At 71.6% G+C, this 13,374-nt stretch carries 9 protein-coding genes; 3 read left to right on the forward strand and 6 right to left on the reverse strand.

Translation table 11 applies throughout. The features are described from left to right. Positions 1 to 96: 96 nt before the first annotated feature. On the reverse strand, positions 97 to 537 hold the full coding sequence (locus ACAM51_RS24475; protein WP_369642164.1) for a hypothetical protein: 441 nt from the start codon (positions 535 to 537) through the stop codon (positions 97 to 99). A 195-nt stretch (positions 538 to 732) separates the two neighbouring features. Beyond that, positions 733 to 2,895, reverse strand: a complete 2,163-nt coding sequence (locus ACAM51_RS24480) for a bifunctional diguanylate cyclase/phosphodiesterase (RefSeq protein ID WP_218294111.1) — start codon at positions 2,893 to 2,895, stop codon at positions 733 to 735. A gap of 454 nt (positions 2,896 to 3,349) precedes the next feature. On the opposite strand from ACAM51_RS24480, the gene fumC reads away from it, so the two are divergent. The 3 genes from fumC to ACAM51_RS24495 all read left to right on the forward strand — a co-directional run bounded on the left by fumC (position 3,350) and on the right by ACAM51_RS24495 (position 8,743). Then, complete coding sequence (gene fumC / locus ACAM51_RS24485; protein WP_218340782.1) at positions 3,350 to 4,735, forward strand: class II fumarate hydratase; 1,386 nt, start codon at positions 3,350 to 3,352, stop codon at positions 4,733 to 4,735. A 25-nt stretch (positions 4,736 to 4,760) separates the two neighbouring features. Then, on the forward strand, positions 4,761 to 6,116 hold the full coding sequence (locus ACAM51_RS24490; protein WP_218340783.1) for a sigma-70 family RNA polymerase sigma factor: 1,356 nt from the start codon (positions 4,761 to 4,763) through the stop codon (positions 6,114 to 6,116). Between the two features lie 191 nt (positions 6,117 to 6,307). After that, entirely contained in the window at positions 6,308 to 8,743 is a 2,436-nt protein-coding gene (locus ACAM51_RS24495; protein ID WP_369642165.1) for a TonB-dependent siderophore receptor, read from the forward strand. Positions 8,744 to 8,773: 30 nt separating this feature from the next. Here the strand turns inward: ACAM51_RS24495 and ACAM51_RS24500 are convergent, their stop codons facing one another. The 4 genes from ACAM51_RS24500 to ACAM51_RS24515 form a co-directional block, all read right to left on the reverse strand. After that, entirely contained in the window at positions 8,774 to 9,559 is a 786-nt protein-coding gene (locus ACAM51_RS24500) for a Crp/Fnr family transcriptional regulator (RefSeq protein WP_369642166.1), read from the reverse strand. An 82-nt stretch (positions 9,560 to 9,641) separates the two neighbouring features. After that, positions 9,642 to 10,871 carry a DNA topoisomerase IB gene (locus ACAM51_RS24505; protein ID WP_369642167.1) on the reverse strand — a complete coding sequence of 410 codons (1,230 nt, stop codon included), beginning with the start codon at positions 10,869 to 10,871 and terminating at the stop codon, positions 9,642 to 9,644. 214 nt (positions 10,872 to 11,085) lie between these two features. Then, positions 11,086 to 11,778 carry a response regulator gene (locus ACAM51_RS24510; protein ID WP_218340787.1) on the reverse strand — a complete coding sequence of 231 codons (693 nt, stop codon included), beginning with the start codon at positions 11,776 to 11,778 and terminating at the stop codon, positions 11,086 to 11,088. Continuing rightward, the gene (locus ACAM51_RS24515; RefSeq protein ID WP_369642168.1) at positions 11,775 to 13,370 is read right to left on the reverse strand and encodes an ATP-binding protein; all 1,596 of its coding nucleotides are present in this window, start codon (positions 13,368 to 13,370) and stop codon (positions 11,775 to 11,777) included. The genes ACAM51_RS24510 and ACAM51_RS24515 overlap by 4 nt, the downstream gene beginning before the upstream one ends. Positions 13,371 to 13,374 lie beyond the last annotated feature (4 nt).

Here is a 13,374-nt window from a genome sequence, read left to right on the forward strand (position 1 = left end):
CTTGCGCCCGGGCAAAGGCGGGCGCCGCCGGTCGGCCATTGGCGTCTGCACGGGGGCGCCAGATACCCCCATGGGGTGGTGTTCGGTCCGCCGTGTTCACGGCGCGCCTGTTCCCTCCCCGTCCTCCGGTTCTTCGTCGGTGTCGCTGCTGCCCGGCAGGTCGTCCGCGCTCAAGGGGGGCGCGCCGGCCTGCCGGTTGCCGCGCCCTGGCGTCTCGCGCTCGGTATCCACGGCGTCGCGTTCGTCATCCTGCATCCCTTCATCCGGGCCGCCGCCGTCACCGGGACCGCCAGCTTGCATGGTTTCCACATGGTCGGGGAGGATGTCGCGGGCGGTGGGCTGCGGGTCGGGCTCCACGCTGCCGCGCTCGCCCGTGCCAAAGCGGTCGGTGTCGCTGTCCGATTCCGTGCTGTAGGCCCCTGCGCTGTCGCTGCCGGAGTCGGAGGCGTCACTGGGCCCCAGGCTGTCGATGCCGGTAGCACTGTGGGCGGGGGGAAGGTTGTCGGCGTCGATGCCGAGAAGGCTGCTGGTGGCCATGGTCTGCTCCGATGGTTGAGGAGGGGGCGCGGGCTCCATGCGGATCCGCGGCGCGGAGGCGGAAACACCGCCGCAATGCCATCGTCGGCGTGCACGGCGCTGCCCCGCGTCAGGCAGCGCTGACATGGGTGTCGTCCATCTTCGCCGGTACCTTCCCAAGGCCTTGAAAAGGTGCCCGTGCGCTGGTTGCCGCGCTCAGAAGTCCGGCAGCGTCCCGATGACGGACGGGGTGAAGTCCGCGCTGCCCACGGGCTTTTCGCCCTGCGACCAGGCCAGCAGTGTGTCTGCCGGCATGGGGCGGGCGTAGAAGAAGCCCTGCAGCTCGTCACAGCCCATGCCCAGCAGGATGTCGCGCTGGCCGCTGGTCTCCACTCCCTCGGCCACCACGCGCAGGCCTAGGGCATGCGCCAGGCTGACCACGGCGGCCACGACGGCGCGGGCGTCCTCGCTGCTTTCCAGGTCGTTCACGAAGCTGCGGTCGATCTTGAGTTGCTGCGCGGGCAGCTGGCGCAGGTAGTTCAGGCTGGAGTAGCCGGTGCCGAAGTCGTCGATGGACAGGAACACGCCGATGCGCGCCAGCCCGTCGAAAGTGCGCTGGGTGGCCTTGATGTCTTCCATGGCCACGGATTCGGTGATTTCGCACAGCAGCTGCGAGGCATCCACCCCGTGGCGCAGCAGGGCCTGCCCGATGCGCTCGGCCAGCCCGCTTTCGCGCAGCTGGTGCACCGACAGGTTGATCGCCACGCGCATGCGCATGCCGCTGCGCGCCCACTCGGCGACCTGGCGGCAGGCCTCGTTGATGACCCAGTTGCCCAGCCGCCCGATCAGGCCGAAGCGCTCGGCCAGCGCGATGAACACCACCGGGCTCACCATGCCATGCTTCGGATGGTTCCAGCGCAGCAGGGCCTCCACGCCGCTGATCTGGCCGCGCGTGCCGTCGATCTTGGGCTGGTAGTGCAGGGCCAGTTCGCCCCGGTCCAGCGCCTGGCGCAGGTCGTTCTGCAACTCCAGCTGCTCGGATGCATCGGAGCCCATGTGGGGTTCGAACAGCGCATAGCAGCCGCCGCCCGCGCGCTTGGCGGCGTACATGGCGGCATCGGCGTTGGCCACGAGCTTGTTGCGGTCACCGTGGTCGGGGTGCACCACGACGCCGATGGAGCAGGCGATCTGCACCTGCTTGCCCGACACCTCGAACGGCTGCGACAGGGAGGACAGCACCCGGTTGGCCACCGTCACGCAGTCGGCCACGTCGCTCACGTCCTCCAGCAGGATCAGGAATTCGTCGCCCCCCACGCGCGCCACGGTATCGCCCTCGCGGGCTTCGCGGCGCAGCCGGTCGGCCGCGCTGCGCAGGATCACATCGCCCGCGGCATGGCCGAACGAATCGTTGATGGGCTTGAAGCCGTCCAGGTCCACGAACAGCACGGCCAGGCGGTCCTCCACGCGGTGGTGGTTGGTGCGGTCCAGGCGCAGCAGCGCGTGGATGAGGCGGTCTTCGAACAGCAGCCGGTTGGGCAGGCCGGTGAGGGCATCGGCGAATGCGCGTTTTTGCAGTTCGTCGTTGGCCGCCTGCAGGCGGGTGTTGCTGTCCTGCAGCGACCGCGTCAGACGCTCGGCCGTGGCTTGCAGCCGCGCGTCCAGGATGGAGGTGAACAAGGTGCTCACCAGCAGCATGCCGGTGGCCATGAGCACCATGGCCGTCAGGCCCGGGCCGCCGAGCTCTCCCGCGCTCAGGCACACGGAGCCCATGGCAAAGCTGGCCGCCGCCATGCCGGTGTAGTGCATGCCGCAGATGGCCACGGCCATCACGAACGATGCCGCCAGCTGGTAGGGCAGGCGCTGGCTGGGCCGCACCCGGCGCAGCAGCTTGAAGATCAGCAGGGCCGTGGCCGAGGCCAGCACCGCGATCAGCACCGACAGCGCCACCAGCGGCAGGTTCCACACGATGCCTGGCGCCATTTCCATGGCCGCCATGCCGATGTAGTGCATGCCGCTGATGCCGGCCCCCATCACCAGCGCGCCCAGCGCCAGTTGCATCCGGCCAAAGTGTGTGCGGCTTGCGAGCTGCAGGGCCATGGCGGAGGCGGCCACGGCGGCCAGCCACGACAGCAGCGTGAGCCCGCCGGCAAAGCCGATCTCGATGGGCAGCCGGAAGGCCTGCATGCCCAGGAAATGCATGGACCAGATGCCCGTGCCCATGACGATGGACCCTGCGGCCCACCACGCCAGGCCGACGCGGCGCTGCGCGGTGCGCACCCGCCGCGCCAGGTCGAGCGTCACGTACGACGCGAGCATGGCAATGGCAAAGGAGGCGGCCACCACGAACAGGTTGTAGCTGGAGGGCATGAACGTGTTCATGGTGCGAAAGGTGCTGGGGTTGGAAGGGCAGGGTGCATCGGGCGCGCGGCGCCGTCAAGGGCCTGGGCAGACATGCGGCGAAAGCCTGCAGGGCAGGGGCCGTGCGCGACGGAGTGTAGCCAGGGGCACGAAGCCGCGCCGGAGTGGGGGTTTGCCCTGGCTGGGCCGGGTCGGGTCGGGGGGCCGGGCGGATGTCCCCACCTGCAGTGGTGGCGGTGCGGGCTGTTTCCTTCCGGGGCAAGGCTTGCCGCACACTGACTGCTCCACGCTCCCGCACGGGCCATACAAGTCTGTAAATGAGAATGGTTTGTTTTTGCATTATGCTGCCGGTCGCGCCGACATTCCCCGGCCGCACCCTTTTCCGGCCAGACGCCGGCCCGCCGCCGTGGCCTTCCCGCCACGCCGGGCGTCCGGCGTCCGCCCGCCTGTTGTTTCACTTGGAGAACCACTGCCCATGACCTCCCGTACCGAACGCGACACCTTTGGCCCCATCGAGGTCCCCGCCGACAGGCTCTGGGGCGCGCAGACGCAGCGCTCGCTGCAGAACTTCGACATCTCGGGCGAGCAGCAGCCGCGCGAGATCATCAAGGCCCTGGCGCAGGTCAAGCGCGCCTCGGCCGTGGTCAACCAGGCCCTGGGCCTGCAGGACGCGAAAAAGACCGAGGCCATCGTGGCCGCCGCCGACGAAGTGATCGCCGGCAAGCACCCGGGCGAGTTCCCGCTGGTGGTGTGGCAGACGGGCTCGGGCACGCAGACCAACATGAACGTGAACGAGGTGCTGGCCAACCGCGCCAGCGAGATCCTGGGCGGCGAGCGCGGCGAAGGCCGCCTGGTGCACCCCAATGACGATGTGAACCGCAGCCAGTCGAGCAACGACGTGTTCCCCACCGCCATGCACGTGGCCGCCGTGGAAGCATTCACGCACAGGCTCCTGCCCGCCATCGCCAGGCTGCGCGCCACGCTGGCGAAGAAGGCGCAGGATTTCGACGGCATCGTCAAGATCGGCCGCACCCACCTGCAGGACGCCACCCCGCTCACGCTGGGCCAGGAGTTCTCGGGCTATGTGGCCCAGCTCGACCATGGCGAGCGCCACGTGCGCGCCGCGCTGCCCCACCTGTACGAGCTGGCGCTGGGCGGCACGGCCGTGGGCACGGGCCTGAACGCGCCCAAGGGCTATGCCGAGCAGGCCGCCGCCGAGCTGGCGCGCCTCACGGGCCTGCCCTTTGTCACCGCGCCGAACAAGTTCGAGGCGCTGGCCTCGGTGGATGGCCTGGTGCACGCCCACGGAGCCCTCAAGACCCTGGCCGCCAGCATGATGAAGATCGCCAACGACGTGCGCTGGCTCGCCAGCGGCCCGCGCAGCGGCATCGGCGAACTCAGCATCCCCGAGAACGAGCCCGGCTCGTCCATCATGCCCGGCAAGGTCAACCCCACGCAAAGCGAGGCGGTGACCATGCTGGCTGCCCAGGTGTTCGGCAACGACGTGGCCATCAACTTCGGCGGTGCCTCGGGCAACTTCGAGCTCAATGTCTTCCGCCCCATGGTGGCCCACAACTTCCTGCAGAGCGTGCGCCTGCTGGCCGACGGCATGGTGAGCTTCAACGACCAGTGCGCCGTGGGCATCGAGCCCAACCGCGAGCGCATCACCGAGCTGGTGGACCGCTCGCTCATGCTGGTCACCGCGCTCAACACCCACATCGGCTACGACAAGGCCGCCTACATCGCCAAGAAGGCGCACAAGGAAGGCACCAGCCTGCGCGAAGCTGCTGTCGCCTCGGGCCACGTCACGGGCGAGCAGTTCGACCAGTGGGTGGTGCCGGGCAACATGGTGGGCCGCTGATTCCGCCCGGGTCGGCCTGCACGCCATGGGCACGGGGGCACTGCCGTCATCTCCGCTGCTCGCGAGCTTTCGCGACAGCTACCGCGACCTGCTGCGCTACCTCTCGCACCGCACCGGCAATGCCGATGACGCGCGCGACGTGGCGCACGACACCTGGCTGCGCCTGGCCGACATGGACCTGCGCGGCGAACGGCCCGCGCTGTGCGAGGCCGAGGCGCGGGCCTATGTATTCGCCATGGCGCGCAATCTCGTCATCGACCGGCAGCGCCACGCGGGCGTGGTGGCCCGTCATGCGCTGGCCCAGGCCCATGCGGACTCGGGCGCCGGCACGGCGGCGCGCCACGGCCCCGATGCCGCCGAGGCCCTGATGTACCGGCAGGCGGTGGACGCGGTCGAAGCCGCGCTCGCCGCCGTGCCAGAGCGCGCGCGCCAGGTCTTCCTGCGCCACCGCATCAACGGCGAAGGCCAGGGCGCGCTCGCGGCCGAATACGGCATCTCGCGCAACATGGTCGAGCGCGACATGATGCTCGCCATGGACCGCGTGCAGGCCGCCATGGAGCAGTGGCACGCGGCGGGCCGCAGCTCTCCTGTGGCACCGGCGTCGCACCACGAAGCCCGCCGCACCGGCCGCCGCCGCTCGCTGGCGGCATTGCTGAGTTTTGCCGCAATGGGCGTGGGTGGCGTGGGGGCCTGGCAATGGTGGCGCACCGCAGTCGCGCAGTGGCAGCAGGTGGCACGCACCGGCCAGGGGCAGACGCTGCGCCACCCGCTGCCCGACGGCAGCCGCATCACGCTCGACGCGCAAAGCCGCGTGCACATGGCGTACTACGCCGGGCAGCGCCGCGTGAGCCTGCTGGCCGGGGCGGCGTTCTTCGACGTGGTGCGCGACGCGGACCGCCCCTTCGTGGTGGAGGTGCCCGGTGGCGCCGAGGGGGGCGCCGCGCGCGTGACCGTGCTGGGCACGCGCTTCGGCGTGGAGCACGGCGCCAGCGGGGTCGATGTGCAGGTGGAGTCGGGCCGCGTGCGGGTGGAGTCGCTGGGGCCGGATGGCCAGCCCCTGGCGGTGCGGGAACTCGCGGGCGGACAGGCGCTGCGGGTGCGGCCGGGCGAACCGCTTGCCCAGGCCGTCGCCCCGGTGCACGAGGCCGCCGCCTGGCGCCACGGCGTGGTGGCTTTTGCCGATGCGCCGCTGGCCGAGGCCGTGGACCGCCTGCGCCGCTACCTGCCGCGCCCGGTTCAGGTGGAGGCCGGTGCCGCCGCGCTGCGCCTGTCGGGGCAGGTGCGCATTGCACAGGCCGAGGACTTCGTGCGGGCACTGCCTTCCGTCGTGCCGGTGCAGGTGCGGCTCGTGGCGGGGCAATGGCGGGTGGCCGCGCGCTGACGGCCAGGCCGGAGGATGGGGCAGGACGCGCGACTTTGGGGAATGTTGGTGAAAGTGGCCGCCAGCGCTTGCTCCATAAGCGCTGAAAGCTATTGTTTTAATAGCTTTTTGGTCGATCGGGGCGCTGGCAGGCGCGCCGCCATTCAGGAAGTGGGAGGGCCCATTCGTTGTAGCGGGGAAAGGACTTCACCATGAACCGACAACGGCCCCGCACCCCGGCCCCCCGGCCTTCCGGCCCCGCACGCACCTCCCGTCCTGCCCGCCACGCACTCGCAGCCGCCATGCTGGCCATGGCGTCGCTGCAGATGGACATGGCCACCGCCCAGGGCGCACCGGCCCCGGCGGCCTTTGACATTGCCGCCCAGCCCCTGCCTGAGGCGCTGGCGCAATTCGCCCGGCAGTCGGGCGTGCAGCTGATCTACCCGCCCGAGCTGGTGCAGGGCCGGCATGCCCAGCCCGTGCAGGGCGCGCGCAGCCCCGAGGCGGCGCTGGCCGAACTGCTGCGCGGCAGTGGCCTGCGCATGCGCCGCGACGGCGCCACCCTGGTGCTGGAACGCGCTCCGGCCGACGGCGCCGCCGCGCTGCCCGAGGTGCGCGTGGCCGCCGAGGCCGAGGTCGAAACCGCCACCGGCCCCGTGCGCGGACTGGTGGCCCGGCGCAGCGCCAGCGCCACCAAGACGGACACGCCGCTCATGGAAACGCCGCAGACCATCACCGTGGTCACGGCCGAGCAGATGCAGGTGCAGCGCGTGCGCGACCTGGAGCAGGCGTTCGAATACTCTGCGGGCGTGCGTCCCGTGTCCGGTTACAGCGGTTCGTACGACGCGATCTACAGCCGGGGCTTCTGGGCCGATGCGCGCAATGGCAGCCTGTTTGCCGACGGGCTCAAGGTGTCCGACAACTCCTGGGCCTCGGGCAAGCAGGAGCCGTACGGGCTGGAGCGCGTGGAGCTGGTCAAGGGCGCGGCGTCGGTGCTGTACGGCATGTCGGCGCCCGGCGGCGTGCTGGCCACGGTGAGCAAGCGCCCCACGGCCGATGCCGTGCGCGAGGTGGTGGTGGAGGCGGGCACGTATGCGCACCGGCAGGTCGGCGTGGACCTGGGTGGCGAGGTGGCACCGGGCAGCGACTGGACCTGGCGCCTCACCGCGCTGGCGCGCGACAGCGAGACACCCGTGCGTCCGCTGCAGGACGACGCGGTGTACATCGCGCCCGCGCTGCGCTGGCAGCCGTCGGCCGCCACATCGCTCACCCTGCTGATGCAGCACCAGAAGCGCCGCCTGGGCTATTCGTACCCGCTGCCGCGGGTGGGCACCCTGTTGCCCGGCCCCGGCGGCCAGCGCATCGCGCGCTTTCGCTTCGTGGGCGAGCCTGCCTACGACCGGCAGGATGTGCGGCAGACCACGCTCACCGCCTTGTTCGAGCACCAGGTGAACGAGCATGCCACCCTGCGCCAGGGGCTGCGGTTCTTCGACTCCGAGGCGGACATCTTCTTCACCAACGCCAGCGTGGAGCCGGCTGCGCCCACGCGCGTGCAGCGCCGCGCCATCGACGAGTTCGAGCGCGTGCGCGGCTTCTCGTCCGACACGAGCTGGCAGCAGCGCTGGCGCAGTGGCGAGGTGGAGCACACGCTGATCGCCGGCGTGGACTACACCCGCTACCGCTCGGAATCGGAGTGGTACGCGCGCACGCTCGCCCCGCTGGATTTGTACCAGCCGCAATACGGCGCCGTGCCCGGCGCGCCCGCGCCGATGGCGTTCTCGGACACGTCGCAGCGCTGGCAGGCGGGCCTGTATGCGCAGGACCAGATCAAGCTGGGCGAGCGCTGGGTGGTGCTGGCCGGCCTGCGGCACGACTGGAGCGACGACCGCTCGCGCCCGTTCTTCACGGCCGCGCCGTGGTCGGTGGAGCGCACCGATGCCTTCACCGGCCGCGTGGGCGTGGTCTACCTGGCGCCGGGCGGCTGGGCGCCGTTCGCGGGCTACAGCCAGTCGTTCCAGCCGCAGGGCGGCACGGACGCGCAGGGCCGGCGCTTCAAGCCCACCGAGGGCGAGCAGTTTGAACTGGGGGTGCGGTGGCAGCCCAACGGCAGCGAGGGGATGATGCTGTCGGCCGCCGTGTACGACCTGCGCCAGGACAACGTGCTCACGCCCGATCCCGCCCATCCGCAGTTCAGCGTGCAGACGGGGCAGGCACGCTCGCGCGGGGCCGAGCTGGAGGTGCGCGGGCAGGTGGCGCGCCACCTGGAGGTGGTGGGCGCCTATGCCTACACCGACCGCCGCATCACGCGCAGCAACCTGCCGGACGAAGTGGGCCGCCGTGCGGCCGAGGTGCCCTACCACCAGGCCTCGGTCTGGGGGCACTACCGCCTGGCGGCCTGGGGCCTTCCGGCGTGGACGCTGGGCACGGGCTTGCGCTACACCGGCGACATGGTCGATGGCACGGCCAGCGCCTACCGCATCCCGGGCTATGGACTCGTCGATGCCATGCTCGCCTGGCAGGACGGGCCGTGGCGCGTGGCGCTCAACGTGCGCAACCTGTTCGACAAGGCGTTCCTGATCTGCAACGGCGCCCACTGCCGGGACGGCAGCCCGCGCACGGCCACGCTTTCGGCCGCGTACCGCTGGTGATGCGCTGCGGCGGGCGGGGATGTGCGGGGCCTAGCCATGGGGCTCGGCCAGTTCCTGCTGCGCCAGCGCCTCGAGCTGCTCCTGCTGGTAGACCACGATGCTGCGCTGGTGGATGCCGATGATGCCTTCGCGTTCCATCCACTTGAGCTCCACGTTGATGCGCTGGCGCGAGCCGCCCAGGAGCTGCGCGAGCTCGTCCTGCACCAGCGACAGCCCGATGGCGCCGCGCTGGCCGGGCACGGCGGCGCGCTCGCCGAATCGGCGCAGCACGTGCAGCAGCTGCTTGGCCAGCCGCGCGCGCAGGGGCAGGGTGGCCATGTCTTCCATCATCCAGTACAGGTAGCGCATGCGGCGCGCCTGCAGCGTGAGCAGGGCCTCGCCGAACTCGGAGTGTTCGCGCAGCAGCTGGCGGAACACGCCCTCGGCCACGCTCAGCACCGTGGTGGGGCCGTGGGCATGCGCGTCGTAGGTGTTGGGGCCGCGGTGCAGCACCTCGGCCTCGCCCACCCAGATGCCGGGCTCCACGTAGGCCAGCGTCACCTGCTTGCCCGAGGGCGTGGTGCGCCGAAACCGGATGGCGCCGCTGGCGCAGGCAAACCAGTCCTGCGCCAGGTCGCCCTGCTCGACGATCATCTGGCCGTGCGTGTAGCGCGTGACGCGCCCCAGCCGGAAGATGTCGTGCCGCAGCGACGGAGTGAGCGCGGCGAACCAGCGGCCCCGGTTGATGGCTTCACGCTCCGGCGGGCTGAGGAAGGGGCGTTGCTGGTGGCGGTCGGCCAGGGGGTTCTCGGACTCTGGCAAGGCGGTGGTGGGCATGGCGGCAGGCTGGAGTTGGGCGGGGCCGGCCTGTGCGCGGGGCCGGGCCGACAGGGCGGAGAAAAAGGCGCAGGCGCCAAGTTTAGCGATGCGCCCCGGCATGCCGGGCGCGGCGCGGCACCTGCGCGACAGCGGGCGCTCCAGGCGGGGCCTTCGCGGGCCGTGGATGGGCGCGCGGCTTGCGCAAGAAGGCCAGGAGCCTGCGCTCGGCCGCGCTCAGCCCCCGGGGCGACGCGCTGCCGCCGATGCGGTCCCACACTTCCTGCAAGCCCGGGCCGGCGTCGGATGCAAGCCGCGAGCCGAGCTCCAGCACGGCAGGATGCACGTACGACTTCTTGCACACCGCAGGGGTGTTGCCCAGCTGGCGCGCCACCTCGGCCAGGATGGCCTTGGAGCTGTAGCGCACGTTTTTGTCGGCCGCGCTGGAGGCATCGGTCTGCGCACGTGCCAGGCGGGTCAGCTCCAGCGCCTGCGTGGTGCCATGCCAGGTGCGGAAGTCCTTGGCCGTGAAGTGGTCGCCGCCGGTGGCGGCCGTGCCGTGCGTGATCTCGCGCAGGTAGTCGTTCACGTCGCCCGAGCCCACGGTGCGTGGGGTGCCGTCTCCGTCCTCGTACTGGAAGAGCTCCTGCCCCGGCAGCTGCTGGCAGCGGCGCACCACCCGGGCCACGCGCGGGTCGTTCAGCTCGGCCTCCTGCAACACGCCGCTCTTGCCCCGAAAGCGCAGCCTGAGCTGGCTGCCGTGAAGCCGCGCATGCCGGGTGCGCAGCGTGGTCAGGCCGTAGGACCGGTTGCTGCTGGCGTATTCCTCGTTGCCCACGCGCAGGTAGGTGGTGTCCAGCAGGCGCACCAGCGCGGCCAGCACCAGCGTGCGCGTGAGCGGCTGGCCGCCGCGGTGCGCGGCCAGGTCGCGCGCCACGCGGGCGCGGATGCGCGGCAGCGCGCGGCCAAAGGCCTGCATGTGCTCGAACTTGCCTTCGTCGCGCTGCTGGCGCCACTGCGGGTGGTAGCGGTACTGGCGCCGTCCGCGCGCATCCAGCCCCGTGGCCTGCAGGTGGCCGTGGGGCAGGGGGCAGATCCACACATCGGTGTACGCGGGTGGAATGGCCAGGCGCTGGATGCGGGCGATCTCGTCCGGGTCCCGGAGCCATTGGCCGTCGGGCAGGCGGTAGCGAAAAGTCTTGTCGCCGCCGGGCTCCCGCGTGAGGCCTGGCATAGACGGGGTGACGTACACCAGCCCCCCGGGCAGCTTCTGTGGGCGGGGGGTGGGCCGGGGTGGCGCAGGTGCGCGGGGCGATGGGCAGGGGGTGGGCATCGGGGCGAGCAGGTGATAAGGACCAGTGCGTGGCCCCGATCACACCCGTGCCCGGGCGGTGCTGGTGTAGGTGCGCTGCGTGCGCCGGGGTGAGACAGGGACCGAATCGGCAGCGCCGCCGCGCCGCCATTTGGGGTGAATAATGGCCCTTGCGCTTATTGAACAAGCGCCAATAGCTATAAAAAATGTAGCAATCTGCTCGGTCGGGCCGCGCTCAATCGGCCGCAGCCGGTTCCAGCGCAAAACCCACGCCGTACACCGACCGGATCCAGTCGCAGCCGTCGCCGCTGGCGGCCTTGAGCTTCCTGCGCAGGTTCTTGATGTGGCTGTCGATGGCGCGCTCGTTCACGTCCAGCGTGTCGTCGTAGGCCTGGTCCAGCAGCTGTGCGCGCGAGAAGATGCGCCCGCGCTGGCGCGCCAGCACCTGCAGCAGCCGGAACTCGCGCCGCGTGAGGCCCAGCGGCGTGCCGTGCAGCGTGGCCTGCCAGTGCGATTCGTCGAGCACCAGCGCCGATCCGGCGGCGGGCGGCGGTTCCTGCGCGGCGGCCGTGCGGCGCAGCACGGCCCTGGCGCGGGCGACCACCTCGCGCGGCGAAAACGGCTTGCAGATGTAGTCGTCCGCGCCCAGCTCCAGGCCGATGAGGCGGTCCACCTCTTCCACGCGGGCGGTCAGCATGATGATGGGGTGCTGCGTGTGGCGCCGCGCCTGGCGCAGGATGGAGAGGCCGTCCATACCGGGCAGCATGATGTCCAGCAGCGTGAGGTCGGGTGGCGCGGCCAGCAGGCTGGCGAGCGCGGCACGGCCCTCGGCCTGGTGCTCCACGGTGTAGCCCGCGTGGCGCAGGTAGTCGACCACGATGGCGGCGATGTCGGGTTCGTCTTCGACGACGAGGATGCGGTGGCTCATGAAGGGTTGTCCAGCAGGGGCAGTTGCAGGGTGACGCGCAGGCCTCCCAGCGGGGAGGCCTCGGCCGCGAGGGTGCCGCCATGGGCCAGCACGATGGCGCGGCAGATGGCCAGGCCCAGGCCGGAGCCGCCGTGGTCGCGGTTGCGCGAGGTTTCGGCACGGTACAGGCGCTCGAAGATGCGCGGCAGCTCGTGCGCGGGCACGCCGGGCGCGCTGTCGTCCAGCTGCACGCGCAGCAGCGGCGCGCCATCGGTGGCCCGTGTTTCCCCGGCCGTGACGCGCAACTGCCCGCCCGCATCGGTGTAGCGCAGGCTGTTTTCCAGCAGGTTCATGAAGACCTGGTGCAGCTGCTGCGCGTCGCCCCGCACCAGTGGCGCGGGGGCTTGCGCGGCCAGGGCCTCCAGGCCCGTGGTGTTCACCTCGATGCCGGCCTGGGCCAGGCGCGGGCGCATGGAGGCCAGCGCCTCGGCCAGCAGCGCGAGCGGGTGCACGGGCACCTGGGCCGACGGTGCACTGGTGCCAGCGGCATCCAGGCTGGCGCGCAGGTCGCCCACCAGCTGGATGAGGCGCATCACCTGCCGGTGCAGGCGCAGCGCGGTCTTGTCGTCAAAGGGGCGCACGCCGTCCTGCACGGCTTCGATCTCGGCGCGCATGGCGGCCAGGGGCGTGCGCAGCTCGTGGGCCACGTCGCCCAGCCACTGGCGGCGCGAAGACTCGATGCTGCTCAGTTGTTCGGCCATGGTGTTGAAGGTGCGGGCCAGTCGGGCCAGTTCATCGTTGCCGTGCACGGGCACACGGGTGTGCAGGTGGCCCTGTGCAATCTCGCGCGCGCCGGTGGCCAGGGCCTCGACCGGGGCCAGCCAGCGCCGTGCCAGCCAGCCCGACAGCAGCAGCGCCAGCGCCAGGCCGGCCAGGCCCGTCCACGCCACGAAGCCCAGGTGTTGCGCCAGAAAGGCCTGGTCGGCCTCGCTGCGCACGCCCTGCGGGGGCGCCAGCACCAGATGGCCGATGGCCTGGCCGTCGGCGCCGGTCAGGGCCACGCGCGCGCTGCCGGGCTGGGGTGCCGTGCCTGCCACCAGCTTCTGCTGCGCGTCCACCAGGCCCAGGCGGGGAAACAGGTCGTCGGGGTGGCGTTGCGCGGATGGGGGCGGGGGGCCGCTGGTGCCACGCTCGCCCGGGGGCGGGCCGCCATCGGGGGGCGGGGGCGGCGGCTGCTGCTGCATGCCGCGCTCCGACGCCGGGTTGCCGTTCGCCATCCCGGGGGGCATGCCGGGCGGCTGTCTGCTGCGGTCGCTGGGCGGGGCGTCTTCCATGCCCTGGTGGCCACCCCGGCGCGGGCTTGCGCCCGGGTGGCTGAGCTGGCCCCAGAGGCGGGGCTGGCCGCGCAACGTGTCCCAGCCGCCCGTCTGTGTGTGGTGGGCCTGCAGGCGCTCCGCGAGCCAGCCCATGCGGGCCAGTTCGATCTCGGCCACGTAGGGCCCCAGGCCCCGCTGCAACCCCAGGCGGGAGAAGCCCGCAAAGATCAGCAGCAAGGCCAGCAGCAGGGCCGCCAGGGCGATGAAGGCTTTGCGGTGCAGGGTCAGGTGGGGCATCGGT

It is taken from the genome of Acidovorax sp. A79, from assembly GCF_041154505.1.
Taxonomy (GTDB): domain Bacteria; phylum Pseudomonadota; class Gammaproteobacteria; order Burkholderiales; family Burkholderiaceae_C; genus Acidovorax.

Excerpts from the sequence above, each read along its gene's own strand:
- ACAM51_RS24475 (WP_369642164.1), bottom strand. The coding sequence starts at position 537 with ATGGCCACCAGCAGCCTTCTCGGCATCGACGCCGACAACCTTCCCCCC.
- ACAM51_RS24480 (WP_218294111.1), bottom strand. The coding sequence starts at position 2,895 with ATGAACACGTTCATGCCCTCCAGCTACAACCTGTTCGTGGTGGCCGCC.
- fumC (WP_218340782.1), top strand. The coding sequence starts at position 3,350 with ATGACCTCCCGTACCGAACGCGACACCTTTGGCCCCATCGAGGTCCCC.
- ACAM51_RS24490 (WP_218340783.1), top strand. The coding sequence starts at position 4,761 with ATGGGCACGGGGGCACTGCCGTCATCTCCGCTGCTCGCGAGCTTTCGC.
- ACAM51_RS24495 (WP_369642165.1), top strand. The coding sequence starts at position 6,308 with ATGAACCGACAACGGCCCCGCACCCCGGCCCCCCGGCCTTCCGGCCCC.
- ACAM51_RS24500 (WP_369642166.1), bottom strand. The coding sequence starts at position 9,559 with ATGCCCACCACCGCCTTGCCAGAGTCCGAGAACCCCCTGGCCGACCGC.
- ACAM51_RS24505 (WP_369642167.1), bottom strand. The coding sequence starts at position 10,871 with ATGCCCACCCCCTGCCCATCGCCCCGCGCACCTGCGCCACCCCGGCCC.
- ACAM51_RS24510 (WP_218340787.1), bottom strand. The coding sequence starts at position 11,778 with ATGAGCCACCGCATCCTCGTCGTCGAAGACGAACCCGACATCGCCGCC.
- ACAM51_RS24515 (WP_369642168.1), bottom strand. The coding sequence starts at position 13,370 with ATGCCCCACCTGACCCTGCACCGCAAAGCCTTCATCGCCCTGGCGGCC.